Origin of the sequence: Streptomyces sp. NPDC001904, from assembly GCF_040297005.1 — a bacterium.
In the GTDB taxonomy this organism is placed as follows: Bacteria; Actinomycetota; Actinomycetes; order Streptomycetales; family Streptomycetaceae; genus Streptomyces.
In genome coordinates, this window is record NZ_JBEOYI010000024.1 from 43392 (window position 1) to 67523 (window position 24132).

25 protein-coding genes and 2 pseudogenes are annotated in these 24132 nt (G+C 70.8%); 13 read left to right on the forward strand and 14 right to left on the reverse strand.

Going from position 1 to position 24132, the window contains the following annotated elements; translation table 11 throughout:
• Positions 1-71: 71 nt before the first annotated feature.
• The 8 genes from ABT127_RS30420 to ABT127_RS30455 form a co-directional block, all read right to left on the reverse strand.
• Positions 72-776 (reverse strand): polysaccharide deacetylase family protein, encoded by a 705-nt coding sequence (locus tag ABT127_RS30420; protein WP_351456871.1) that lies wholly within the window; start codon positions 774-776, stop codon positions 72-74.
• The gene (locus tag ABT127_RS30425) at positions 773-1102 is read right to left on the reverse strand and encodes a hypothetical protein (protein WP_351456873.1); all 330 of its coding nucleotides are present in this window, start codon (positions 1100-1102) and stop codon (positions 773-775) included. Before ABT127_RS30425 ends, ABT127_RS30420 begins: the two co-directional genes overlap by 4 nt.
• A 66-nt stretch (positions 1103-1168) precedes the next feature.
• Positions 1169-2017, reverse strand: a complete 849-nt coding sequence (locus tag ABT127_RS30430; protein WP_351456876.1) for a class II fructose-bisphosphate aldolase — start codon at positions 2015-2017, stop codon at positions 1169-1171.
• A gap of 33 nt (positions 2018-2050) precedes the next feature.
• Positions 2051-2824: a DeoR/GlpR family DNA-binding transcription regulator gene (locus ABT127_RS30435; protein WP_351456878.1), complete on the reverse strand. Its 774-nt coding sequence runs from the start codon at positions 2822-2824 to the stop codon at positions 2051-2053.
• A complete protein-coding gene (locus ABT127_RS30440; RefSeq protein ID WP_351456881.1) occupies positions 2814-3833 on the reverse strand; it encodes a D-2-hydroxyacid dehydrogenase in 1020 nt (339 codons plus the stop codon). The genes ABT127_RS30435 and ABT127_RS30440 overlap by 11 nt, the downstream gene beginning before the upstream one ends.
• A complete protein-coding gene (locus ABT127_RS30445) occupies positions 3830-4615 on the reverse strand; it encodes a carbohydrate ABC transporter permease (protein ID WP_351456884.1) in 786 nt (261 codons plus the stop codon). Before ABT127_RS30445 ends, ABT127_RS30440 begins: the two co-directional genes overlap by 4 nt.
• 129 nt (positions 4616-4744) lie before the next feature.
• On the reverse strand, positions 4745-5695 hold the full coding sequence (locus ABT127_RS30450) for a carbohydrate ABC transporter permease (RefSeq protein WP_351456886.1): 951 nt from the start codon (positions 5693-5695) through the stop codon (positions 4745-4747).
• Between the two features lie 29 nt (positions 5696-5724).
• On the reverse strand, positions 5725-7026 hold the full coding sequence (locus tag ABT127_RS30455) for an ABC transporter substrate-binding protein (RefSeq protein ID WP_351456889.1): 1302 nt from the start codon (positions 7024-7026) through the stop codon (positions 5725-5727).
• Between the two features lie 213 nt (positions 7027-7239).
• Between ABT127_RS30455 and ABT127_RS30460 the strand changes: the two genes are divergently transcribed.
• Positions 7240-7566, forward strand: coding sequence for a hypothetical protein (locus ABT127_RS30460; protein ID WP_351456892.1), 327 nt, complete (start codon positions 7240-7242; stop codon positions 7564-7566).
• Between the two features lie 10 nt (positions 7567-7576).
• Here the strand turns inward: ABT127_RS30460 and ABT127_RS30465 are convergent, their stop codons facing one another.
• A complete protein-coding gene (locus ABT127_RS30465; RefSeq protein WP_351456895.1) occupies positions 7577-8428 on the reverse strand; it encodes a DeoR/GlpR family DNA-binding transcription regulator in 852 nt (283 codons plus the stop codon).
• A 94-nt stretch (positions 8429-8522) separates the two neighbouring features.
• Positions 8523-9077: a Rossmann-fold NAD(P)-binding domain-containing protein gene (locus ABT127_RS30470; RefSeq protein ID WP_351456898.1), complete on the reverse strand. Its 555-nt coding sequence runs from the start codon at positions 9075-9077 to the stop codon at positions 8523-8525.
• 431 nt (positions 9078-9508) lie between these two features.
• Between ABT127_RS30470 and ABT127_RS30475 the strand changes: the two genes are divergently transcribed.
• From ABT127_RS30475 to ABT127_RS30510, 8 genes are all read left to right on the forward strand, one after another.
• Positions 9509-10405, forward strand: a complete 897-nt coding sequence (locus ABT127_RS30475; protein ID WP_351456901.1) for a hypothetical protein — start codon at positions 9509-9511, stop codon at positions 10403-10405.
• A gap of 84 nt (positions 10406-10489) precedes the next feature.
• On the forward strand, positions 10490-11692 hold the full coding sequence (locus tag ABT127_RS30480; protein WP_351456904.1) for a saccharopine dehydrogenase family protein: 1203 nt from the start codon (positions 10490-10492) through the stop codon (positions 11690-11692).
• Positions 11693-11822: 130 nt separating this feature from the next.
• On the forward strand, positions 11823-13007 hold the full coding sequence (locus ABT127_RS30485) for an SIS domain-containing protein (protein ID WP_351456907.1): 1185 nt from the start codon (positions 11823-11825) through the stop codon (positions 13005-13007).
• Positions 13008-13044: 37 nt separating this feature from the next.
• Positions 13045-13998: a BadF/BadG/BcrA/BcrD ATPase family protein gene (locus ABT127_RS30490; protein ID WP_351456910.1), complete on the forward strand. Its 954-nt coding sequence runs from the start codon at positions 13045-13047 to the stop codon at positions 13996-13998.
• An 84-nt stretch (positions 13999-14082) separates the two neighbouring features.
• Complete coding sequence (locus ABT127_RS30495; protein WP_351456913.1) at positions 14083-15456, forward strand: family 4 glycosyl hydrolase; 1374 nt, start codon at positions 14083-14085, stop codon at positions 15454-15456.
• A 33-nt stretch (positions 15457-15489) separates the two neighbouring features.
• A complete protein-coding gene (locus tag ABT127_RS30500; protein ID WP_351456916.1) occupies positions 15490-16338 on the forward strand; it encodes a fumarylacetoacetate hydrolase family protein in 849 nt (282 codons plus the stop codon).
• Between the two features lie 138 nt (positions 16339-16476).
• Positions 16477-18123, forward strand: a complete 1647-nt coding sequence (ilvD, locus tag ABT127_RS30505) for a dihydroxy-acid dehydratase (protein ID WP_351456919.1) — start codon at positions 16477-16479, stop codon at positions 18121-18123.
• A 214-nt stretch (positions 18124-18337) separates the two neighbouring features.
• A complete protein-coding gene (locus ABT127_RS30510; protein ID WP_351456921.1) occupies positions 18338-19333 on the forward strand; it encodes an aldo/keto reductase in 996 nt (331 codons plus the stop codon).
• A 122-nt stretch (positions 19334-19455) separates the two neighbouring features.
• On the opposite strand, the pseudogene ABT127_RS30515 reads toward ABT127_RS30510, so the two are convergent.
• A pseudogene (locus tag ABT127_RS30515) lies at positions 19456-19563 on the reverse strand (alpha/beta fold hydrolase); the annotation flags it as partial.
• Between the two features lie 31 nt (positions 19564-19594).
• On the opposite strand from ABT127_RS30515, the gene ABT127_RS30520 reads away from it, so the two are divergent.
• Positions 19595-20188 (forward strand): hypothetical protein, encoded by a 594-nt coding sequence (locus tag ABT127_RS30520; protein WP_351456924.1) that lies wholly within the window; start codon positions 19595-19597, stop codon positions 20186-20188.
• Between the two features lie 299 nt (positions 20189-20487).
• A pseudogene (locus ABT127_RS30525) lies at positions 20488-20672 on the forward strand (ATP-binding protein); the annotation flags it as partial.
• Between the two features lie 16 nt (positions 20673-20688).
• On the opposite strand, the gene ABT127_RS30530 reads toward ABT127_RS30525, so the two are convergent.
• The 3 genes from ABT127_RS30530 to ABT127_RS30540 form a co-directional block, all read right to left on the reverse strand.
• Entirely contained in the window at positions 20689-21162 is a 474-nt protein-coding gene (locus tag ABT127_RS30530) for a hypothetical protein (RefSeq protein WP_351456927.1), read from the reverse strand.
• Positions 21163-21425: 263 nt separating this feature from the next.
• Positions 21426-21986, reverse strand: coding sequence for a hypothetical protein (locus ABT127_RS30535; RefSeq protein WP_351456930.1), 561 nt, complete (start codon positions 21984-21986; stop codon positions 21426-21428).
• Between the two features lie 58 nt (positions 21987-22044).
• Positions 22045-22905 carry a LysR family transcriptional regulator gene (locus tag ABT127_RS30540; RefSeq protein ID WP_351456933.1) on the reverse strand — a complete coding sequence of 287 codons (861 nt, stop codon included), beginning with the start codon at positions 22903-22905 and terminating at the stop codon, positions 22045-22047.
• Between the two features lie 70 nt (positions 22906-22975).
• Here ABT127_RS30540 and ABT127_RS30545 point away from each other — a divergent pair, with 70 nt between their 5' ends.
• Positions 22976-23293 (forward strand): hypothetical protein, encoded by a 318-nt coding sequence (locus ABT127_RS30545; RefSeq protein WP_351456936.1) that lies wholly within the window; start codon positions 22976-22978, stop codon positions 23291-23293.
• Between the two features lie 220 nt (positions 23294-23513).
• Complete coding sequence (locus ABT127_RS30550) at positions 23514-23777, forward strand: hypothetical protein (protein WP_351456938.1); 264 nt, start codon at positions 23514-23516, stop codon at positions 23775-23777.
• Positions 23778-24132 lie beyond the last annotated feature (355 nt).

Consider the following 24132-nt stretch of genomic DNA (forward strand, 5'->3'; position numbering starts at 1 on the left):
CACGGATGTGCCGGCCCGCCGTCTCGTCTCCGGACCCTCGCCCTGGCCCTGGCCCTGGCCCTGGTGCTGTCCTACCCCTCGCCGATGTACTGGATCATGGTGTTGCCGAACTGGTAGCGATAGCCGGCGTCGCGCAGTGCCGCGTCCACCGCCGGGTTCGCTCCGTAGGGCGTGCCCCACAGGAAGGCCGTGCTCGCCGCGTCCTGGCCGGTGACGGCGTCCATCCGGCGCTTGGGCTCGACGATCTCCCGCTGGAGATCCAGGTCGGTGTGCAGGGAGGCGGCCTCGGCGTGGTTGGCGGTGTGCGGGGTGACCACGTGCCGTCGGCTGAGTTCGGCGACGTCGTCCCACGTCATGGCGAGCCGCTCGCCCTTCACGTTCTCCTGCACGAGGTCGATGTCGTGGGCGTTGGCGTAGTCGTACTGTTCGGCGACCGGCACGTCCAGGAACGCGGTGCAGATGAAGAACCAGGCGGTCAGGCCGACTTCCTCGGCCAGCGGCGCGGCGACCTCGGCGTTGTTGCGGTACCCCTCGTAGAAGACCGGGATGACTCCGGGGCGGTCCTTGTGCCAGCGGCCGGTGGACCGGAACAGGTCGAGGTCGTCCAGGGTGACGGACGAGAAGTGGTCCGCGAGCTCGCTCAGTTCTCCGCGGATCTTGTCCGTGTCGGCGTGCGGGGTGTTGTGGTAGTTCACCACGCGCAGGTACTGGCCGGACCGCAGGGCCTGCTCCTGGCCGTCGAAGGAGGGCAGTCGGGTGCGGGAGGACGTGTTCATCGTCGGGCCTCGTCCTTCTGTGCCGCGGTGGCCTGGGGTGTGAAGTGGGCTGCGCCCATGACCTGGAGGACTTCGATCAGTGCGGGTTCGGCGTCGTCCGGGGCGTCCGGGACGAGGGCGCCCCGGTAGTGGCGGAGCAGCCCGGCGAGTTCCTCGCCCTCGGCGTCCGCACGGGCCGGTCCCCGCGGCTGGTCGGTTGCGTGCGACGGGACCTGGAGTGCCAGGAACATGGGGATGCCCTCGCGTTCGAGGACGCGCTCGCCGAGTTCGGTGAGCAGGGCGCGGGGATCGGCGACGGGTTCATGACGGGGCGCAGAGGTGGGCACGCTCGCAACTCCTGTGGCGTTGTGGTGCTGGTGGTCTGGTCGTGCTGAGTGCTGGATGCTGAGTGCTCAGAGTGCGGCCGGGGCGGGGGCGAGCAGCCGGAGGCGTTCCTCCGTGGCGGCGGCCACCGCCTCACGGCCCGCCGCGAGATAGCGCCGGGGATCCACTCCGGCGTACTCGTCGAGACCGGCGCGTACGGCCCGGGTGAAGGCCGCGCTCAGATGCGTTCCGAAATTGATCTTCCGCATCCCGTGGGTGATCGCCGCACGCAGTGCTTCGTCCGGGACGCCTGACGAACCGTGCAGGACGAGCGGTACGTCGACGGCGTCGCGCAGCCGGGCGATGAGGGACTGGTCGAGCGAGGCGGTGCGTTCGGTCATCGCGTGGGAGCTGCCGACGGCCACCGCGAGCGCGTCGATTCCGGTGGAGCGTACGTAGTCGGCCGCCTCGGCCGGGTCGGTGCGCGCGGTCGCGGAGTGGACGCCGTCCTTACCGCCGATCTCGCCCAGTTCGGCCTCGACCCAGATGCCGTCGTCGTGGAGGCGCGTGGTGACCGCGGCGGTTCTGGCGATGTTCTCCGCGTGCGGCAGCCGGGACGCGTCGAACATGACCGATCCGCAGCCCAGTTCCTTGGCGTGCAGCACGAGTTCCTCGTCCTCCACGTGGTCGAGGTGGAGGGCCAGCGGGACGTCGCAGTGTCGCGCCACCGCGCCCGCGGCGGCGAACAGCGGGGCGGGATCGTCGTGGTGGTAGCGGACGGCGTTGTGGCTGACGGCGAGCACGGCCGGTGTCTGCGCGGCCTCGCAGGCCTGGGCGACGGCTTCGGCGTGCTCCAGGGTCACGATGTTGAAGGCGAGGACCGCGGAGCCTTCGCGCTCGGCGTGCTCCACCAGGGCGGCGGTGGGGACTAGGGGCATGGTGCACCTCTGTGCGGACGTGGACGGTGGGTTCTAGGCGTGGACGACGGTGCTGCCGTGGTCGTCGAGGGCGCGGCACACGGGGTGTTCCGGGCCGGCGTCGGTGACCAGGGTGGCGACGCGGTCGAGCGGTGCGAGGCGGACCGGTCCGCGGCGGCCGAGCTTGGAGTCGTCGGCGAGGACGACGACGCTGCGGGCGGCGGCCAGCAGGGCGCGGTCGGTCTGGGCCTCGTCGACGTGGGCTCCGGTGAGTCCCGCGTCGGCGTCGAGCCCGAACGCGCTGGTGATGATCTGGCCGATCTGCAGTTCGTGCAGGGCGTGCTCGGTCAGGTGGCCGAGCAGGGACTGCTCGCGGTGGCGCAGGACGCCGCCGAGGACGATGACGTCGACGTTGGCGCTGGCCGACAGTGCCTGGGCGATCGGCAGCGCGTTGGTCACCACGGTCAGGCCGCGCCTCTCCCCCAGTCTGGCGGCGAGCGCTTCGGTCGTCGTGCCGCCGCTGATGAGGACGGTGCTGTGGTCGGGGATCAGCCGGAGGGCGGCCTCGGCGATCCGGCCCTTCTCCTCCAGCTGGGTCGACGCCCGCTGGGGCTGCTCCGGTTCGAAGGCCCCGTCCACGGTGGTGGCGCCGCCGTGCACCCGGCGCAGCATGCCCTGGAGTTCGAGGTCGCGCAGGTCGCGGCGGACCGTGGAGGCGCTGATCCGCAGCAGGTCGGACAGCTCTTGCACGTTGACCGTCCCGCGCCGCCGCAGCCTGGTCAGTACGGCATGCCTGCGCTGCGGGGCGAGGAGGTAATCAGTAGCCACGGGTCCGGTCCACCAGGTTGATCAGTTCGCGGTCGGCGAGGAACCGCTCGACGTTCGCGCTGACCAGTTCGAGGGTCTGCTCCTCGTAGTCCGGGGCGAAGCCGGCGACATGGGGCGTCAGGATGACTCCGGGCTCGGTCCACCAGTGGTGGTCGGCGGGCAGCGGCTCCTCGTCGAAGACGTCGAGGGCGGCGCCCGCGATGCGGCCCGAGCGGAGTCCGGCACGCAAGGCGTGTTCGTCGACGATGCCGCCGCGGGAGACGTTGATGACCATAGCCTCGTCCTTGAGGGCGCCGAGGGCGGCGGCGTCGATCATGCCGCGCGTCTCGTCCGTCAGGGGGCAGGTCACGACGAGGTAGTCGCAGCGGTTCATGAACGCGTGGAGTTCGTCCGGGGTGTAGAGCTCGACGTCGCCCGAGCCCTCGGCGGGGCTTTTGAAGAACTCGCCGGCGCGGGTGCTGCGGCCGCGCTTGAGACCGAGCACGGTCATGCCGAACTCGCCTGCGAGGCGGCCTATTTCGCGGCCGATGCGGCCGTAGCCGACCACGCCGACAGTGGCACCGCGCAGCCTGCGCGGCATCAGGGTGTTCCACCGTTCGTCGAGGGAGGGCCACTTGCCGCTGTGCTGCACCTCGATGGCGCGGGGCAGCCGGTGTGCGAGGCCGAGCAGCATCATCATCACGTACTCGGCCATCGGGACCGGTGAGATGCCACCGATGGAGGTGAGCGGCACCGGGAGGTCCCACACGCCGGTGTCCTTCAGGTGGTCCGCGCCCGAGGTGTCGAGCTGGATCCAGCGCAGGTCCGGTGCCGCGTCGGGGGTGTTCGGGAAGACGGAGCTGGTGTGCAGGATCTGCGTCCGCCGCCACACCTCCTCGGGCACGTCCGCCGGGGAGGCGGCGGGCACCTGCGTGACGGTGAGCCCCGGGTGGCTCGCGCGCAGCCGGTCGAGCCACCAGTCGGGGAAGGAGAGGGTGCTCAGGTAGTGGACGGGGGACGAAGAGGTCACTTGATTCCCGATCGTGCGAAGCCCTGGACGAAGTACTTCTGGAAGCAGAGGAAGAGAACGACCATGGGCAGGACGGAGATGAGCGCGAGCGCCATGATGGCGCCGTAGTCGGCGGTGTACTGGCCGTTGACGAACTGCATGCCGACGGCGAGCGTGTACAGCCGCTCGTCCTTGAGGACGGTCAGCGGCCAGGCGAAGTCGTTCCACTGGTAGAGGAACGTGAGCAGCGACAGCACCGCGATGAGCGGCTTGCACAGCGGCAGGACGACGGTGAAGAAGGTGCGCAGCTGTCCCGCGCCGTCCATCCGCGCGGCCTCGATGACCTCGTCGGGGATGCCGAGCATGAACTGCCGGGCGAGGAAGACCCCGAAGGCCGTCGAGGACGCGGGGACGATGACGGCCCAGAAGCTGCCGAACATGCCGAGGGCGCTGACGAGTTTGAACTGAGGGACCATCAGCACCTGGACGGGCACGGTCATCGTGCTGAGCATGACCAGGAAGAGCAGGTTGCGGCCGCGGAAGCGCATCTTCGCGAAGGCGTATCCGGCCAGCAGGTTGCAGGAGACCGTGACGAGGACGACCAGGCAGGTGATCACGGTGGAGTTCATCGCCCAGGTCCCCACGGGCAGCCGGAACACGCGGCGGAAGTTGTCCAGGGTCGGCGCGCTCGGCCAGAAGCGGAGTTGCGAGGTGTGCAGGTCCGCGATGGGCGAGAAGGCGACCAGCACCATCCAGAACAGGGGCAGGGCCATGGCCAGGCCGATGACGACGGCCGCGGCCATGCGCAGATGACGTCCGCGATCACGTCGTCTCGGACGGGTGGTTCCGGGGAGTCGGGCGGAGGAGGTGACGGACATCGGTGTCCTTCGGGGAGGGGTGTCCTTGAGGGAGGGCTGCGGCGGGGCGCGGAGTCAGCCGACCGTGTCCCTGTTGCGGCTGAAGCGCCACTGGAGCGCGGTGAAGATCATGACGATGACGTAGAGGACGATGCCGATGGTGGCCGCGTAGCCCTGCTGGCGTCCTTCGAATCCGTTGCGGTACGCGTAGGTGATCATGACGTCGGTGGCGTGTCCCGGCCCGCCGAGGGTCATCACGTAGACGGTGTCGAAGACTTGGAACGAGTAGATGACGTTCATGATGAGCAGGAAGAACGTCGACGGTCCGAGCAGCGGGATCGTGATGTTGCGCAGGCGCTGCCAGGGGCCGGCGCCCTCGACCTCGGCGGCCTCGTACATCTCGGGCGAGATGCCCTGCAGGCCGGCCAGGTAGATGACCATGTTGAAGCCGACGCGCATCCACAGGGTGATGAGGACGACGGAGAGCATGGCGGTGCTGCCGCTGGTCTGCCAGGGCGCGGCGGGCAGCCCGAAGGCGGCGAGCAACTTGTTCAGGAGGCCGATGTTCTGGTCGAACATCAGGGTGCCGATGAGGGCGGTGGCCACTCCGGAGATGACCATGGGCAGGTAGACCAGGGTCCGCCACAGCGGGCGCGCGGGCATCACCTTGTTGAACAGCAGGGCCACGCCGAGTCCGAGCGCCATCTCCACCGGCACGGTCGCCACGCAGAAGACGGCGGTGTTCAGGACCGTGCGCCAGAAGACCGGATCTCCGGCGAGCTGGCGGTAGTTGGCGAGTCCGGCCCAGGTGGGGGACGCGAGTCCGGTGCTGTACTGGAAGCTCAGTACGAGCGCCATGACCAGCGGGACCAGCAGGAAGACCGTGACGAGGATCAGGTTCGGGCCGAGCGTGCAGTAGGCGGCGAGTGTTTCGCGGAAGCGTGCCGCTCTTCGGGCGGTCGGCGGGGGCGGGACGGTCGGTGTGGGCGGGCGCAGGGCGCGCGGCGGCGAGGCAGTGGTGGCCATGGCAACTCCTGTGTGCGGTAGGGAGGGCCTTACGCGGAGGCCAGCGCGGTCCGGGTGGATGCGGCGATGTTCCGGAGCGTGACCTCGGCGGGCTGCCGGTTGACGAACGCGGCCTCGAGTTCGTCCTGGAGCGCCGAGTTGATGCGGCCGAAGCCCGGGATCGCGACCTGTTCGGTCATGCCCGGGGTGAGCGCCGTGGTCTGTTCCGCGTACACGGGCATGAGGTCGGGCCGTACCGCGTAGTCGAGGGGCTGGGTGAGCAGGGACTTCCGGGTGGGCAGCACGACGGTCTGCTCGCAGAAGCGGGCCATGTTGTCCTCGTTCGCGAGGAACTTGAGGAAGTCGGCGGCGAGTTCGGGGTTCTCGGTGGTGCGCGTGGCGACCACGGCGTTGCCTCCGAGATCGGTGGCCGCGGTGCGTCCGCGCGGCTGGAACGTGACGCCGTACAGGTCCTTCTTGAGCGCCGGGTCGATGGTGGGCAGCAGGAAGTCACCGGCGAAGCTCATGGCGACGGTGCCCGCGGTGAACAGGGAGTCGGGATAGGCGGCGCTCTTCACCGAGCTGTTGGGCGGGACGAAGCCCTCGCGGAAGAAGTCCTGGGTGAAGCGCAGTGCGCGCAGTCCGGCCGCGGATTCGATGGCCGGCGCCGTGAGGCTTTCGTCGAGGATCCGGCCGCCGGCCTCCCACAGCCACGTCAGCCAGCGGAAGGCGCCGGTCTGCTGCCAGCCGTAGACGAAGGGATAGACGCCGTGCAGCTTCTTGCGCAGTCGTGCGCATATCTCGCTGAACTCGTCCCACGTCCATGCCTCGTCGAGCGAGGTGGGCACCGAGGTGATGCCCGCCTTGTGGAACATGTCCTTGCGGTACAGGACCGCGGTGGTGTCGGTGTGGTGGGGAACCGCGTACGGCTTGCCCTCGTGGCAGACGGCCTTCCACAGCGCGGGGAGGAACGCGTCGCGTTCCTCGGCGCTGAAATAGGGGCTGAGATCCAGGAGCTGACCGCTGGCGCTGTACATCCCGAGGTTCGCGTAGTCGCATCGGAACAGGTCGGGGGCCCGTCCGCCGGCGAGCAGCGCGTCCATGTTCGTGTACATCTGCTGGTACGACTCCAGCCGGATCTGCACACGGATGCCGCGGTGGCGCCGTTCGTAGGCGCGGGCCAGGGCCTGGAAGGCCGCGATCTCGGCGTCGGCGCCCCACAGCGAGAAGGTGAGCGTGTCCGCTCCTGCCGAGCCGGTGCTGGAGGGCGAGAAACCGGACCGGCGGGCGAAACCGACCGCTCCGGCACCCGCCGCTGCGGCACCCAGCACGGCTCGTCTGGCGACAGCCATCGTGCACAACCTCCGTCGTCAAGGGGGAGATTCGGCCGCGTAGGCCTTGATGCCTGCTTTTTAGTCGCATCGGCCAAGGTCAGTCAATATCAAGCAAGCCTTGATTTTTATTGCTCGTTTTTTCTTGACGGGTTCTGGGGGCCCGCTTAGCCTCGGCCCGGCGCGCACCCTGTGACAGCGCCGCTGCCTGCGCATTCCAGAAGGAGCACACGTATGCCCGTGATCCAGGTGACCGCCCCGAAGTCCCCCGACGGCGCGGACGACGCGGCGCGGCTGAGGGATCTGTGCGGTGAGGTCGCGACAGCGCTCGGGCTGCCGCCCTCCGGGGTGGTCGCCGTCCTCTGCGAGGCGGCTCTGACCAGCACGGGCGACGGAGTCGTGGCTGCTTGGCCGCTGGCCGTGGTGCACGGTTCCGACCGCGGACGGGAGGCGACGCGGCGGGCTCTCGACGCGGCCGGCGCAGCGCTGGCACAGGGCTGGGGAGTACCCCGAGACGAAGTCTGGGTCGAGTGGGCCGCCTCCCGGGCGGCGGGGGTCTGACCGGGTCCGCTCAGACCTGCACGACGTCCACCCCGGCGGCGCGCAGCGCCCGCAGCTCGTCCTCGGGTGCCGAGGCGTCGGTGATCACCCGGTACAGCTGGCCGGCCGGAGCGACGCGGACCGGGCCCGAGCGGCCGAACTTCGAGCCGTCGACCAGGGCGGTGATCCGCCGGACGCGCGAGAGCAGCCAGCGGTCGGTCTCCGCCTCGTCCACGTGTGCGCCGCTGATCCCGGCGTCCGTGATCCCGTACGCTCCCACGAACGCCTCGTCCACCTGCAGCTCTTCCAGCGCCTGGCGGGTCAGGTGGCCGAGCAGGGACATCTCCCGGTGGCGCAGGTACCCGCCGAGCACGACCGTGCTGATCTCCTCGAACTGGGCGAGCTCACCGGCCAGGTGGAGCGAGTTGGTGACGACGGTCAGCCGCTCGATGCCGTCGAGCAGCGGCACCATCGCGGCCGTGGTCGTGCCGCCCGTGACGAGGATCGTGGCGCCGGGGGCGACATGCTCGACGGCGGCGCTCGCGAGCTTGCTCTTCTCCCAGGACGCGACCCCGCTGCGCTGCGGCCGGTCCGGCTCGTCGGCCTGGACCGCCTCGGCCATCGCACCGCCATGGGTGCGGTTGAGCAGGCCCTGGGCCTGCAGCGCGGACAGGTCCCTGCGGATCGTCGACGGGCTGACGTCGAGGCGCTCGGCGAGCGTGCCCACATGGGCGACGCCTTCCGCGCGCACCACGTGAAGCAGCCTCTTCCTTCGCTCGGCGCCCAGCATGGCCCGGTCCCACTTCCCTCGGCATGGGCGCCTGCCGACACGGCCCCGGCACCCGCGGATTCCTCGGCCGGCGGTGGTCCGGCGGCCGCACATGCAGCTTACTGGCGTTGCTCATCCTTGCCGGAAGTTGACTCCGATGCGTGCAGAAGATCTCCACGCACTCGGTCATTCCGGTCACGGCGTTCGGTCACATCGGGCGTGACGACCACGGGCGGACCCTGCCGAGCACCGTGTCGCGGCGGGCCGGGGCGTCCAGCAGGTCGATTGCGGCGGCGGAGATCTCGTGCGGCGTGTGCCACCGTGCCGCCCGCCCTTCTCCGTGCCAGCCGAGCACGAGGAGCCTGCTCTCTGCCCCCGAACGCACAGCGTCCGGGAGGTCGTTGGGCGTCCACTGATGCGTGCCCGCGTCGGACGCGGTCGGCGCCGCCCACTCACTCGTGGCGAGAACGACGACCGGCCCCGTGACGACAGGGCCGACACCCTCCGCGAGCGTTCCGGGTGGCAGGGTGGGGGCGTACACCACGGCCCCGGTCAGGGGCGCGTGTTCGGCCGCGTCGCGCAGAATCGAGCCGAAGTCTCGCGCCGTGACGTCCGCGGCGAGCGGGGTGACGCGGCCCGGGTGCTCATCGGCGAGCGCGCGGAGGTCGGCCGCGGAGCGGGCGACGGCCGTCACGGACACCGACCGTTCGCTCAGTTCGGCCACGGCGGGGCGCAGGATGCGGGTCGCGCCGACGATCAGCATGTGTCGGCCCTTCTGCGCGTCAGGCGCATCAGGCGCATCAGGCGCGTCAGGCGCGTCAGGCGCGGGGACTCGGCGTCCTGGCGGGATCCGTCCGGGCGTCTCAGGCATCGTGTCGGCCTTCCTGTCGGTTTTGTTGTCGGGGTTCTTGTGGGCTTCGTATGGGGCTTCATCCACGGCGGTCCGGGCCTAGGGCCGACCGGACCGCCATCATCATCGCGCATCTTTGCTCACTTCTGCTCATTGACGCTTGTTAATGAGAGTGAATAGGCTGCGGATGTGGCGCTCCGGGCCGACGGCCCTGGATCGGCGCCGACGTTCTCGTTGCCCGGCACTGAAGGTGTTCCATGGCGTCTCCCCCTTCTTCCTCCCTCCGTGTGGCGTCTCCCCCGGCCTCCCGCGGTGGCATCGGCCTCGCGCAAGGACGCTACGGCGTGCGCGGGAACCTGGAACTCGTCCTCTGCGACGAGCAGGACGGACTGTGGGTGCACTGGTTCAACTCCGACCCGCAGGGCACGGCCCCCGAGCCCGGCGGCCCTCCGCCGGGCGAGTGGAGCGGTGGACTGCGGTTCGCGACCGGCCGCCGCTACGACGAGGTCGGCGTGGTGCAGAGCCGGCACGGTCCGCACCACCTCGAACTCGTCGCCCGCTCCGGCGACGCGTCGCACCGCCTGCGCTGGAGCCCCGAGGCCGCGTTCACCACGGAACCGCCCCCACCGAGCGGCCCCGCCCGCGGGGTCGTGGCGGCGGAGACCACGAACGGCGTTCTGTGGACCGGTGTCCTCGGAACCAGCGGCGAACCGCGCGTCCTGCGCGCCGACACGTCGGACTACCCGCACCTCACGTGGTCCGACGACACACCGGCCCACGCCCTCCTCCACGACTCCCGGTGGACCGCGATGGCCCTGGTGGCGGTCCGGGACGGGGCCCGTCCCGGGATCGTCCTGGCCGGGCACCGCGAAGGCCTCTACCTCTCCCCCACCGGAGAGACGCACCCGATCCCGGCGGGAACGGTCGCCGCAGCGGTTGCCGACGACGACGGCGCGCGGGTCTACGTAGGGGCCGAGGGGCCGTGGCTGGAGGTCGTGACGCCCGGACGCGCCGGCGGGGCGCGCCGCCTGCCGTTGCCGGGGGCCGGGGACGTGACCGCCCTCGCGGCCACGCCGGTCTCCTTCGAGCCGGGTCGGACCGACCTCGTCGTACGCCGCGGCGGTCAGCTCTGGCATCTGCGGGACACCGGCCCCGGCGGCGCCACGGCCACCGCCACGGCGCTCATGTGCAGGCTGACGCCCGCGCCGGACCACGGACCGCACGCCGTCCACCGGGGCTGACGCCCCGCCCCTCCCCCGTTCGTCCGCGGGCACCACCGGCCCGCCATCCCCTACCTGTCCAGCGAAGAGACCCGAGGGTTCATCATGCGCATTCTCATAGTCGGCGCCGGAGGCGTGGGCACCGCCGCCGCCGCGATCGCCGCCCGGCGTTCCTTCTTCGACCACTGCGTGATCGCCGACTACGTCCTCGACAGGGCCGTGAAGGCGACGGAAGCCACCGAGGACGCCCGCTTCGTCGCCGCCCGGATCGACGCCTCCGACGAGGACGCGGTCGTCGCCCTGCTGCGCGAGCACCGCTGCGACGTCCTGCTGAACGCCACGGACCCGCGATTCGTCATGCCCCTGTTCCGCGCGGCCCTGGCCGGCGGCGCCCACTACCTCGACATGGCGATGTCGCTGTCCCGACCCCACCCCGAGCGCCCGTACGCCGAGACCGGCGTCATGCTCGGCGACGAGCAGTTCGCGCTCGCGTCCGAATGGGAGAGCGCCGACCGTCTCGCCCTGGTGGGCATCGGGGTCGAGCCCGGCCTCTCCGACGTCTTCGCCCGCTACGCCGCCGACCACCTCTTCGACAGCATCGAGGAGATCGGCGTGCGCGACGGCGCCAACCTGACGGTCGACGGATACGAGTTCGCCCCGTCGTTCTCCATCTGGACGACGATCGAGGAGTGCCTGAACCCGCCGGTCGTGTGGGAGAAGGACCGCGGCTGGTTCACCACGGAGCCGTTCTCCGAGCCGGAGGTCTTCGACTTCCCCGAGGGGATCGGCGAGGTGGAGTGCGTCAACGTGGAGCACGAGGAGGTCCTGCTCATCCCGCGCTGGGTCGACGTACCCCGGGTGACCTTCAAGTACGGGCTCGGACAGGAGTTCATCGACGTCCTGCGCACCCTGCACAAGCTGGGGCTCGACCGCACGGAGAAGGTGCGCGTCGGCGATGTGGAGGTCTCTCCGCGTGACGTCGTCGCCGCCTGCCTCCCGGACCCGGCGGGCCTCGGCGACCGGATGCGCGGCAAGACCTGCGCGGGCACCTGGGTGAAGGGCGTCCGGGACGGCGCTCCCCGCGAGGTGTACCTCTACCACGTGGTCGACAACGAGTGGTCGATGGCGGAGTACGGCTCCCAGGCCGTGGTCTGGCAGACCGCCCTCAACCCGGTCGTCGCTCTCGAACTGCTGGCGGGCGGCCAGTGGAAGGGCAGCGGCGTCCTCGGACCCGAAGCCCTGCCCGCCGAACCGTTCCTCGGCCTGCTCGAGGAGTACGGCGCGCCCTGGGGCATGCGCGAGCAATGACCGACGGCCGTGCGGCGGTCCGCGCCCGCTGCGCGACCGCCGTCGTACCCCTCCCCCTGTCACATGAACCACGCGCGGGTCGCAGCCGCACACAGCGCCGCGCCCGCATCCCACGCTCGAAGGAGTACGTGTGAAGACCGCCGCCCCCGAGACCGCCGCCCCCGAGGCCGCCGACGACCGCCAGTCCGTGCCACAAGGCGCCGCGCACACCTCTCGCGAGATCCGTCACCAACCGCGCCTGTGGGCCGAGACGGCAACGCGGCTGGGCAAGGAGCGCGACTCCCTCGACGCGTTCCTGGCGCCCCTGCTCGCCGAACCGCGGCTGCGGATCGTCCTCACGGGCGCCGGCACCTCCGCGTACGCGGGACAGATCGCACGCTCCGCGCTGGCGAGAGCCACCGGCCGGTCGGTGGTGGCCGTCGCGACGACGGACATCACGGCCGATCCCACCGGATGCTTCGAGGAGAGCGGCCGGCCGACGCTGCTCGTCTCCTTCGCGCGCTCCGGCAACAGCCCGGAGAGCCTCGCCGCGACCGAGATCGCCGACCAACTGCTCGACCGCTGCGCCCATCTCGTCATCACCTGCAACGCGGACGGCACGCTGGCCACCCGGCACCAGGACCGTGCGAACTCCCACGTCCTGCTGACGCCGCCGGAGTCCGAGGACCAGGGCTTCGCGATGACGTCCAGCCTCACGTGCATGCTCCTCGCCGCACTGCTGTCCCTCGGCGGCGATCAGGTCCGGGGACTGGCCGGCTGCCCCGCCGCGGCCGCGTCCCTGCTGTCGGGCGACGTCACCGACCGCGTGACCGAGTTGACCGGCCGCGGGCCCGACCGGTTCGTCTACCTCGGCAGCGGCGCGCTGCAGGCCCTCGCCGGCGAGTCCGCGCTCAAGCTCCTGGAGCTGACCGGCGGCGCGGTCACGGCCCTCTCCGACTCGTCGCTGGGCTTCCGGCACGGGCCGAAGGCGTTCCTCACCCCGCGGACGGCAGTCGTCGTCTACGTGTCGAACGACCCCTACACGCGCCAGTACGACCTCGACATCTTCCGGGAATTGAGCGCCGCGCTGCCCGAGGGGCACGTGGTGGCGGTCGCCGCCCGGCCCGACGGCCTCCCGGCCGACCGCACCTGGCTCGTGGACGGCATGGCCGACGCGGACGACGCCGCGCTGGCGCTGCCCGCCGTGCTCTGCGCCCAACTCGTCGCGCTGAACGCCTCGTTGGCGTGCGGAGTGCGGCCCGACAATCCGTTCCCCGACGGCGAGGTCAACCGCGTCGTCCAGGGAGTCACGATCCACCCCCTGCAGACGCGCTGAACCGGCCGAAGCAACCGACGGAAAGGGACGCCAGCCCATGTATCTCGGAGTCGACGGCGGCGGCACGAAGACGGCCTTCACGGTCGTGGACGCCTCCGGGGCCGTGCTCGGCGCGGCCGACGGGCCGTCCACCTCGCCCGCGCTCGGGGAGCACGGCATGGACATCGCGCGGACCGTGCTGCGCGACGGCGTCGCCACCGTCTGCCGCCGGGCGGGCACCGACCCGACGCGGCTGACGTCCGCGTACTTCGGACTGCCCGCCCACGGTGAGTCCGCACGTCTCACCGAGGCACTGGACGCCCTGCCCGCGGAGATCCTCGGTCACGGCCGGTACGCCGTCGGCAACGACATGACGTGCGGCTGGGCCGGATCGCTCGGGCTCGCCGACGGCATCAACGTGATCAGTGGCACGGGCTCCATGGCGTACGGCGTCCTGCGCGGTCAGGAGGCACGCACCGGTGGCTGGGGCGAGCTCTTCGGCGACGAGGGGTCCGCGTACTGGATCGCCGTCCAGGGCCTGAATCTGTTCACGCGCATGAGCGACGGCCGCACGCCGCCCGGTCCGCTGCACGCGGTACTGCGACGCCGTCTCGCGCTCGACGCCGACCTGGACCTCGTCGACGTCATGCTCCTGGGCCGACCGGACCGCACGGCCGTCGCCGCGGTGAGCCGGTACGTGTCCGAGGCCGCGGCGGAGGGCGACGTGCAGTGCGCGCGCATCCTCGCCCGGGCCGGTGAGGAACTGGCCGCACTGGCCGGCGCCGCGCGGCACGCACTGGCGGCAGCGCCCGACGAGGTCGTCTCCGTCTCCTGGTCTGGCGGCGTGTTCACCGAGGCTCGGGTCCGCGCGGCGTTCACGGACGCCCTCGCCGCCCGCCCGGAGCCGTACGACACCCGCCCGCCGCGGACCTCGCCCGTGGTCGGCGCCGCGCTGCTCGCTGCCCGGCTCGCCGGTGAACCGCTGACGGGACACCCCGCGCACGTCGGCTGAGCCGCCGCCGCACTTCCTCACTTCACCCGCTCCGCCGCCCCTCCCCCGGGACGGGCCGCCGGACGCATCCGAAAGGACCAGCTCGTGTCAGCCCACACCACCGACCGACGCTCCCTCGTGCTCATCGGCGCCGGCAGCGCCGTCTTCACCCGCGGCCTGCTCGCCGATCTGATCGGCGCGGAGGACCTCGGCTCCTGGGAGATCCGGCTCGTCGACGTCAGCCCCGAGGCCCTCTCGGTCACCGCCCGGCTCGCCGAGCGCATGGTCGAGGCGCGCGGTGCCGAGAAGCGCATCACCGTACGCTCGTCCACCGACCGGCGCAGCGAACTGCCCGGCGCGGACTACGTCGTCACGTGCGTGGGCGTCGGCGGCCGGCCTGCCTGGCAGACGGACCACGAGATCTGCCAGCGGCACGGCGTCTTCCAGCCGGTCGGCGACTCGGTGCTGCCCGGCGGGATCTCCCGCCTGCTGCGCACCACGCCCGTCATGGTCGACATCGCGCGTGACGTCGTCGAACTCGCGCCGGACGCCTACTTCTTCAACTACAGCAATCCGATGACCGCCAACATCCAGGCGATGACCCGTTACGCGGGCGCCGAGGTCATCGGCCTGTGCCACGGCATGCACCACGTGCAGCGGGAGCTCGCCGCCTTCGCCGGGCTGCCGTTCGAGGAGACGTCGACGCTGTACGCGGGGATCAACCACCTCACGTTCATCTACGACTTCCGTCACCGCGGCCAGGACGCCTGGCCCGTCGTGCGGGAGCGGATGGAGCGGGAACTCGCCGAGCCCGCCCACCCGGACGACATCGGCGCGATCTGGGAGAACGGCAAGGCGTGGCACAACCCGTTCTCCTGGGAGTTCTTCCGCACCTACGGCGCGTACCCGGCGGCCAACGACCGGCACGTCGTGGAGTTCTTCCCCGAGCGCTGGGCGAGCGGCGACTACTACGGCAAGAAGCTGGGCGTCGACGCCTTCTCCGTACCGGAGATCCTCGCGTGGGGCGAGGAGCGGTACCAGTCGATGCGCACCCAGGCCGAAGGGGACGCGCCGCTCGACGAGTCCGCGTTCGACCGGTCCACCGGTGAGCAGGAGCAGCTCCTCGCGATCATCCGGTCGATCACCTTCGACCGGCGGGAGATGTTCTCCGTGAACGTGCCCAACCGGGGCAGTGTGCCGGGCCTGCCGGACGGCGCGGCCCTGGAGATTCCGGCCGTCGCCACGGCGAGGGGTCTGCGTCAGCTCCGGGTCCCGGACCTGTCGGCGCCGCTGACCGCGATCCTCGCCCGGCGCCTGGCCCCGGTCGACCTGGCGGTCGAGGCGGCGATGACGGGCGATCGCGACATGGTGGTCGAGGCCGTCATCGCCGACGGCGCGGTCACCGGCCGGGACGCGGCCGCCGCCCTGACCGACGAACTGCTGCGGGCCCAGAGCCGGTTCCTGCCCCGCTTCGCCTGACCCCGCCCGCACACCGACGACCCTGGAGAGACTGTGAAGATTGCCCGAGTGCGGTACGAGGGCCGGGTTCTGGCGGCCCGGGTGGACGGGGACACCGTCTTCCCCGTCGTCGCGGAGGAGCGGCGGCACATGTCCGACGCCGTGCGCGACCTGATCGCGGACGGCACGGCCGAGGAGACGCTGGGCGCCGACGTGCCGGGGGTGCCGCTCGCCGACGTGGAACTGCTCAGCCCGCTCGCCGCCCCCCAGAAGATCGTCTGCATCGGCCTGAACTACGCCGACCACATCCGGGAGACCGGCCTCGAGACGCCGAAGGTCCCGCTGGCGTTCGTCAAGACCGCGCACTGCCTGACCGGCCCCACCGCCACGGTCCGTGTGCCGCGCGGCAGCACCGCGCAGCTGGACTGGGAGGCCGAGCTCGCCGTCGTCATCGGCCGTACGGCGCGCGACGTGAGCGTCGAGGACGCGGCCTCGTACGTCTTCGGCTACACCGTGGCCAACGACGTGTCCGCGCGGGACGCGCAGTTCTCCGACGGGCAGTGGTTCCGCGGCAAGAACTTCGACGACTTCTGCCCGCTCGGCCCGTGGATCGTCACCGCGTCCGAAGTACCTGATCCGCAGGGTCTTTCCATCTCGGCCCGCGTCAACGACGAGACGGTGCAGGACAGTTCGACCAAGGAGATGATCTTCGATGTGGCCGAGACCATCGCCTATCTGTCGCGGTACATGACGCTGCACCCCGGCGACGTCATCGCCACGGGTACGCCGCACGGCGTCGGCATGGGCCGTGACCCGCAGCTGTGGCTGCGGGACGGGGACGTCGTGGAGGTCGAGGTCGAGGGCATCGGCCTGCTGCGCAACCCGATCCGCGTCACCGACTGACGGCGGCAGGATCTGCCGCCGTCCCCGTGCGGCCTCCTCCGCCCCACCCCCGGCCGGAGGAGGCCGCCACTCACCCACCGCCCCTCACTCACCGCACGTCGCACTCCGCATTCCGCACTCCGCGACGAAGGAGCCGCAATGAACATCGCCGACGACCCCGACCGCGCACCGGCCCGCTCGCACCTCTACGCGATGGGCCTGAGCGACGAGGAGATGCGGCGGCCCACCGTCGGCATCGCCTCGACCTGGACCGGGACGATGCCCTGCAACCTGACCCACCGCGACCTGGCCCGTCATGTCGCCACCGGGGTGCGCCGGGCGGGCGGTCAGCCCATGGAGTTCAACACCGTCGCCGTCTCGGACAACCTGACGATGGGCACCCCGGGCATGCGGGCGTCGCTGGTCAGCCGGGAGGTCATCGCCGACTCCATCGAACTCATGGGCCGGGCCCACCAATTCGACGCCATGGTCTGCATCGTGGGCTGCGACAAGACGGTCCCCGCCGCGATGATGGCGATGGCGCGCCTCGACATCCCGTCCGTGCTGCTCTACAGCGGCAGCATGATGCCGGGCCGGTGGCGCGGGCGCGAGGTGACCATCCAGGACATGTGGGAGGCCCTCGGCGAGCGGGCCGTCGGCCGGGTCAGCCAGGAGGACGTGGACGACCTCGCCCGGCACGCCTGCCCCGGCGCCGGGACGTGCGCGGCGCAGTACACGGCGAACACCATGGGCACGGTCGCGGACTTCCTCGGCCTCGCGCCGTTCGGCGTCGGCGACATCCCCGCCACCGCCCAGGAGAAGACGGCCGCGGCCGAACGCGTCGGCGAACTCGCACTGGACGTGCTCTCCCGCGACCTGCGCCCGTCCTCGATCCTCACGGAGGACGCCTTCCACAACGCGATCGTCTCTGTGGCCGCGATGGGCGGTTCCACGAACGCCGTACTGCACCTGCTCGCCATCGCCCGCGAGGCCGGGATCGACCTGCCCATCGACCGGATCGGTGAGGTGTGCCGCCAGGTTCCGATCATCACGGCGCTGAAGCCCGCCGGGCCGTACACGTCCGCGGACCTGTGGCGGGCCGGCGGCACCTCGCTGGTGGCGGCGCGTCTGCTGGAAGCGGGCGTGCTGCGCGACTCGGTGACGCTGGTCGACGGCCGTACACCGGCTGACGTTGCCTCCTCGGCCGGTGAAGAGGCGGGTCAGGAGGTGGTCACCTCGGTGAAGTCGCCGGTGAAGCCGGCGGGTGCCCTGGCCATCCTGCGCGGTTCGCTCGCCCCCGACGGATGCGTGCTGAAGCTGGGCGGGCGCCCCGACTTCGTCCGACAGGGCCCGGCACGGGTCTTCGACTCCGAGGAGGAGTGCTTCGAGGCCATCCAGGACGGCCGGATCGCCGAGGGCGACGTGGTGATCGTCCGCTACGAGGGCCCGGCCGGCGGCCCCGGCATGCGGGAGATGCTGTCGATCACCGGGGCCCTGGTCGGCCAGGGGCTCGGCGACTCCGTCACCCTGGTGACCGACGGTCGGTTCAGCGGCGTGTCACGCGGCCTGGTCATCGGCCATGTCGCTCCGGAGGCGTGGACGGGCGGTCCCATCGCGCTTGTGGAGGACGGCGACACGGTCGTCGTCGACTCCGCCCGCAACACACTCGACCTCGACGTGACCACCGAGGAACTGGCCGAGCGCCGGGCCCGCTGGACCCGCCCCGAACGCCCGCTGGAGCGCGGGGTCCTCAGCAAGTACGCGGCGACCGTCGGTTCGGCGTCGGACGGAGCGGTGACGTCATGACTCCCTGACGGAACCCTGCGACGTTCACGCTTCGGCGATCGGGCATTCCTGATCACCGCGACCCGGAATGCCCGATCGCCTGAGAGGTCGTCTCATGAAAGGGTGATCGATCGGCTGTTCCGATCGCGGCGACCGTCAGGCGACGCCCGCGCTCGACGGCCTGCACCACCCTTCGGCCGCACGACACCGATGAACGATGAAAGGCCCGTACGAGATGAAGCAGCACACACGCGCACTCCGGGATCTGGACGTCTCCTCGCTCGGTCTGGGCTGCATGGGCATGTCCGCCTTCTACGGCAGTGCCGACGAAACCGAGGGCATCAGGACCATCCAGCGCGCTCTCGAACTGGGGGTGAACTTCCTGGACACCGCCCAGATCTACGGACCGCTCACGAACGAGTCGCTGGTGGGCCGCGCGGTCAAGGGCCATCGTGACGAGTACGTGATCGCCACGAAGTTCAATCTCCGCATGGACGACGCGGTCCCCGGCGACCCGAGCACCGTCGGGCGTCAGGACGGTTCCGCCCAGCACGTCCGCAGCTCGATCGAGGGCTCCCTCACCCGGCTCGGCACCGACTACGTGGACCTCTACTACCAGCACCGCATCGACCCGAACGTCCCGATCGAGGAGACCGTCGGAGCCCTGGGCGAGCTGGTCGGCGAGGGCAAGGTCCGCCACATCGGCCTGAGCGAGGCGAGCGCGGAGACCATCCGGCGCGCCCACGCCGCACACCCCATCACGGCGGTGCAGACCGAGTACTCGCTGTGGAGCCGGGACCCGGAGGACGAGATCCTGCCGACCTGCCGTGAGCTGGGGATCGGGTTCGTGCCGTACTCGCCGCTGGGCCGTGGATTCCTCGCCGGCAGGTTCTCCTCCCCCGAAGAACTCGACAAGGACGACTCCCGGCGCCACGGTCCGCGCTTCACCGGCGACAACCTCCAGGCGAACCTGCGGCTCGCCGCGAAGGTGAAGGAGATCGCCGCGGAGAAGCAGGTCACGCCCGCCCAGCTCGCGATCGCGTGGGTACTGGCCCAGGGCGAGGACCTTGTCCCGATCCCCGGGACCAAGCGCCGGACCTATCTCGAGCAGAACGTCGGCGCACTGGACGTCGAGCTGACCGCGGACGATCTCGCCCGCATCGATGCCGAGGTCCCCGAGGCCGCCGGTGAGCGCTACGACGAGAAGGGCATGTCGGCCCTGAACAAGTAGAACCCCCGGGTCGCTCCGACAAGCCCAGCGCTCCGTCACCACGACTGCGGGCGAGCACGCCGGCACCGTACGCCGGCCGACGTGCCCGCCCGCGGGCCCCGCGGAGCCGGTCGGAAAGCGGCTCAGGAGGCCCCGTCGAGGACCTCCCGCAGCCGCCGCGCGAACTCGTCCGGCTTGCCCGGATATCCGAACGCTCCGTCGCAGAAGCCGCCGTGATGGATCGGGAACACGGCCCTGCAGACGGGCTGTTTGACGGCGGCCGTGGACGAGATGCTGCGCCAGATCCTGACCTTTCACAGCCGGATCGTGGAGGCCGAGGCGATGGCGGCCGGAGTGCCGGCCGTCGCCGGGCAGCTGCATGCCGACGATCCCGGGCGGTTCCCGGCACCGACGCGGGAGTGGGCGCAGTGGCTGTACGGGGAGCACTCGCCCGGCCACCGTCAGGGGGTGCTGCGCGAGTTCGCCTCTGACTGCCTGCCCCGCGAGCAGGGCCGTGGGGTGGAGGCGGCTGTGCGGGTATTGGCGTCGGTCAAGATATTGGGTGAAGGTGTCGATACCGCTCGCTGTGATGCGGTTGCTTTTACGGATACTCGTGGCTCGATGGTCGATATCGTGCAGCCGGAAATGCTGACCTCGGCGGCGTACAGCAGCCTGAGCAAGCTGCTGTCTGCCCTGCGGGCCCACGCCCCCGGCAACGTCGAAGCCCTCGCCGATCCCCGCGCCCGCAGCGGCAGTTGGATCTCTGACGACGGTCTCGACGAAGCAGCCTCGGTAACCGGCGGGGCATCGACGCTGCCGGGGGCGTGGAGGAGCGTGCGGTCGGCGTTGCTGGGGGCATGGAGGGGCTGGTGCTGAACCCCGGGGAGGAGAGCAACGGGCTCGAGGGTGAGGGCAATGGTGTCGAGGGCCAGGACGCCGGCCGCGGGGACAGGAGGCGGGTGGTGAGTGGGGCGGCGGTACGGTTGCTGCGGTTCTCCACGCCACGCGGTCCCGCACTACTCGCACAGTTCATCCAGCTCCGGGTCCTGGATCCGGAGAAGACGTACTGGCGGCGCGGCATCGCCGCCTGCCTGCAATACCTTAGGCAGACCGGGACTGCGGAGCTGAAAGCGCCGTACCGGTACGTCACCCCGGGGCGACTGGGTGCCGGCCGGAAGAACAGCGCCGCCATCGCCTTCACCGAAGTCCTTCTCCGGCTGGACCAAGACCTTCACAGGCCCCCGCCTCTGCGCAGCCATCGTCGACCGCCTCGCCTTCGGCGGCAACATCATCGAAAACCGGCACCGACCCCTACCGCCTCGCCACCACCCGCGCCCAAGCAGAACGAGCAGCCGTCTGAGCGCGGTGCGCCTGCTCTATCGAACTGGCCCGCACTCATCGACGATCACGGTCGGCTCCGACAGGAAGACATCCCGGTCGACGGGGCCATAAGCGATGTTGAACGTGTCGAGCCAGTACGACCAACCGCGGATTCCCAGAGCACTGGAGAACCGGTAGTTCAACTGCCAGCGGACCCACTGCCCGGGAAGCAGTCGAACTGCCGGCGGCCTGCGCGACCGAGGCGGCAACCCGAAAAGCGGCTCCACACGAGCGAGCACTCGGAGCCGATCACCTTCGTCCCGCAGGCTGACACCGATCTCGCGAAGGTCCTTCTGGCTCGAACGTAGCTCGAAGCCGTCACGCTCGGACATCTGGACGAAGTGGGCAAACCCAGAGGGCACCTGAGGCAACGAGAAGCCGACCGGCGCCGCGTTCCTACGGGCAGCGGCCTCCCCGCCCCGAGACTGCTTCGTCCAGGACGTCTTGATCCATTGCACCGTGATGTCCACTGCACCTGCCTTTCGCCGAGAGCCTACGGTCAACAGTTTCTTGACGTCACTCAGGTTCCGACGCAACTGCCTGCTGCCAGTTCTCAGCAACATTCCAGAGGGTTAGAGACCCAGACCGCTCTCCCAAACCGCCTACAAGCGCTCTCCGGTCTCACCTACGCAGCCAGCCTGTCGAAGTGTCAGTGCCGAGAGGCTCTCGATGGTGTCCGGGTCGCGACGGCGCCAGGCTTCGGCCAGGCCGCCCGGCGGCGTCGGGATCGTCGTCAGCGGGCGCTGTGGGCCGGTGAGTGCGCGCAGGGCCAGCAGGTCCGCGCCGCCGGGGTGCTGAGCAGGCGGCGGGTGGTGGCGGTGCGCCGCATCCAAAGGAGGCGAGGCACGAGCCACACGACCACGATGAGCGCGGTCGGGAGCAGGATCAGGGCGAGCGTGGTGAGCGTGGCGACATGTCCCACGGTGTCCTGCAGCGACTGTCCGGCGTCGGAGAGGGCGGTGCCGGAGTCGGCGGCGGACTTCAGCGGTGCCTTCAGGGAGTTCCCGACGAGGGGGACCTTCGGGGCGGCGTCCCCCGCGCGGTCCAGGCTGGAGGCGAGGCTGTCGCCTGCGCTCTGCGCTTTCCGCCCAGGTTCGGCCGGCGTCAGTATGGCCTGCCGGACGGTCGGGGCGGCGGTCACCGTGGCGGCGATCAGGTCGGCGACGAGTTGGCGGGTCCGGCGAGCAGGCGTTTGGGCGTAGAGACGCGTGGGCGCTGCTCCCGTTCCGGCGCTGGCGTCGATGGGCAGGCAGACTCCGACTCCTGCACCCGGCGGGGTGACGTCTTGCACCATCGCGCCCGGGGAGTACTCCTGCGGCGGGCACCAGCGGTCGAGTGAGTCGGGAGCCGGCCTATCTGCGGGCCACTGCCAGCGCGGCTGCCACGAACGCCGGGACCAGCGGGCGGTCGTCGCGCGGCGACCAGGCGATCACGATGCGGCTCTCGGGAGCGTCGAGCACCGGCACACAGACCACACCCTGCGGCGCCGGCGCCACCAGGGAGCGCGGCAGCACGGCGGCCGTGCGGCCGATGGCGACCAGCGAATACAGCTGGGCGATGTCGGTCACCTCGGGCCCGGTGCCGCTCTGGTGCGCGTGCCGGGTGCCTTGCGGCACGTCCCTCCAGCGGGGCATCGTCTCGCCCTCGAGATCGGCGAGACGCAGCGCGGACCGGGTGGCCAGTTGATGATCGGCGGGCAGCACCGCCACGCGCTCCTCGATACTGAGTGTTTCGTGATCCAGTCCCTCGAGATCGTCGAACGGCGCGTACAGCAGAGCCACGTCGGCCTGGCCCGCGCGCAGTCGGTCGACCCGGTCGGCCGGTCCGCTGAAGATGATCTCGACGCGCTCGGCGTCCGGCTCCTGGGCGTACCGGGCGAGGATCGCCGAGAGCAGACCGGCGTCACCACCCGGCTTGAGCACCAACCGCAGCCCGCCACCGAGCCCGGCGGCCCGGCGCGTGTGGTCGACCGCGGAGCTGACTGCGTCCAGGGCGTACCGGCCGTGTCGCAGCAGCGCTTCGCCTGCCGGTGTCAGGGCGACCTGCCGGCTGGAGCGCGCGAAGAGCTGCACGCCCAGCCGCCTCTCGATGCGCGCCACCGCCTTGGACAGGGCGGGCTGTGCGATCGCCAGACGCTCGGCGGCGCGGCCGAAGTGCAGCTCCTCGGCTACGGCGACGATGTACTCGATCTCTCGGGTCTCCAGCTCAGCCATGCCTCAAGGATATCGATCGAGAGCGAACAGGACTTGGACAGGCGACGGCCCGGATTGTTTCCATAGCTGCATGATTCAGCACACGATGCTCGTCTCCTTCGAGAACCCGATCCCCGACGCCGACCTTGACCGATTCCTTCAGGACATCGAAAAGGTGATGCTGGACTCCGGGCACGTCCGCACGGCGGCCGCCGCGCGCCACATTCCCGTACCCGGCGAGGAGGAGATCCCCGCCCGGATCGCGACGGCGGTGATCCAGTTCGGGGTCGCCGATCTGCCCACGCTCGGCGCAGCGTTCCAGGCGCCCGGAGTGGAAGAGATCATCGGCCGCTGGCAGACGCAGCACCCGTACCAGGTGGCGTTCGTGAACCACATGCCGCTCGGCTGACCTATCGGCACCGGTCCTGCCCCCGCACCGCACAGGGGCAGGGCCGGTGCGCACCCTGCCCCGTATGCTCCGGGCGCGGGTTGGAGGACGGGACGCTGCGTCGCGCTGGCGTCTCGGGCCACGGTTTCAGCAAGCTGATCAGTTAGCACCGCTTCGGGAGGGACGACGCCGAAGCAAAGCGCCCTGGAGCCTGCCGCTGGAGGACCGCGTCCGGCGAGGCATGATCGAGGTCACCGAGCGCTTTGTCAGCAACGTGCCGAACGTGTCGATCACTCCACCGGCGTCAGGATCGTCCAACGCGCTGGTGAGCCGTTCCTGCACGACCGTGCGTGAGGCCGGCCCGCAGCAGCTGTGGTCGCGGCTGGAGCGGATCCGGGACCGGCTGAACCGGGAGGGAGCGCTGCTGCTGCACGGCACCACGGTGCAGATCACCCCGGACGCAGTGACGGCCCTGTCCCGCGGGAGCTGGAAGCACACCCCGTGAGCTGGCGGTCTGATGCGCAGAGCCTGTGATGCGGAATGCGAAGCGCGGCAGAGGCAGCATCGGCCGCCTCCTGTTCATGCCGAACTGGGCACTGCACTCGACGCCAGCAGTCCGAACCGCCTGCTCCACCGCGAGGATCTCGCCGTGCACACTGAGCGCACCGTCTGGGCCGCCCGCCGTCTCCGATACGCGGCGCTGGAGCCAGCGCCGGTGCTGTGCCGTCACGGGCCACGACCTGCCGTTACGCCGCAGATGTCACAGCAGTCGTGGGCAGCTCAACGACGACCAGCTTCATTCTGTGATCGCAGTACGGCGACTCGCGCGCGCATGGCCAGCGCGTCCCGGTGCATCCGGC

Excerpts from the sequence above, each read along its gene's own strand:
- ABT127_RS30420 (WP_351456871.1), bottom strand. The coding sequence starts at position 776 with ATGAACACGTCCTCCCGCACCCGACTGCCCTCCTTCGACGGCCAGGAG.
- ABT127_RS30430 (WP_351456876.1), bottom strand. The coding sequence starts at position 2,017 with ATGCCCCTAGTCCCCACCGCCGCCCTGGTGGAGCACGCCGAGCGCGAA.
- ABT127_RS30445 (WP_351456884.1), bottom strand. The coding sequence starts at position 4,615 with ATGGCCGCGGCCGTCGTCATCGGCCTGGCCATGGCCCTGCCCCTGTTC.
- ABT127_RS30450 (WP_351456886.1), bottom strand. The coding sequence starts at position 5,695 with ATGGCCACCACTGCCTCGCCGCCGCGCGCCCTGCGCCCGCCCACACCG.
- ABT127_RS30455 (WP_351456889.1), bottom strand. The coding sequence starts at position 7,026 with ATGGCTGTCGCCAGACGAGCCGTGCTGGGTGCCGCAGCGGCGGGTGCC.
- ABT127_RS30460 (WP_351456892.1), top strand. The coding sequence starts at position 7,240 with ATGCCCGTGATCCAGGTGACCGCCCCGAAGTCCCCCGACGGCGCGGAC.
- ABT127_RS30465 (WP_351456895.1), bottom strand. The coding sequence starts at position 8,428 with ATGTGCGGCCGCCGGACCACCGCCGGCCGAGGAATCCGCGGGTGCCGG.
- ABT127_RS30470 (WP_351456898.1), bottom strand. The coding sequence starts at position 9,077 with ATGCTGATCGTCGGCGCGACCCGCATCCTGCGCCCCGCCGTGGCCGAA.
- ABT127_RS30480 (WP_351456904.1), top strand. The coding sequence starts at position 10,490 with ATGCGCATTCTCATAGTCGGCGCCGGAGGCGTGGGCACCGCCGCCGCC.
- ABT127_RS30490 (WP_351456910.1), top strand. The coding sequence starts at position 13,045 with ATGTATCTCGGAGTCGACGGCGGCGGCACGAAGACGGCCTTCACGGTC.
- ilvD (WP_351456919.1), top strand. The coding sequence starts at position 16,477 with ATGAACATCGCCGACGACCCCGACCGCGCACCGGCCCGCTCGCACCTC.
- ABT127_RS30510 (WP_351456921.1), top strand. The coding sequence starts at position 18,338 with ATGAAGCAGCACACACGCGCACTCCGGGATCTGGACGTCTCCTCGCTC.
- ABT127_RS30535 (WP_351456930.1), bottom strand. The coding sequence starts at position 21,986 with ATGGTGCAAGACGTCACCCCGCCGGGTGCAGGAGTCGGAGTCTGCCTG.
- ABT127_RS30540 (WP_351456933.1), bottom strand. The coding sequence starts at position 22,905 with ATGGCTGAGCTGGAGACCCGAGAGATCGAGTACATCGTCGCCGTAGCC.
- ABT127_RS30545 (WP_351456936.1), top strand. The coding sequence starts at position 22,976 with ATGATTCAGCACACGATGCTCGTCTCCTTCGAGAACCCGATCCCCGAC.
- ABT127_RS30550 (WP_351456938.1), top strand. The coding sequence starts at position 23,514 with ATGATCGAGGTCACCGAGCGCTTTGTCAGCAACGTGCCGAACGTGTCG.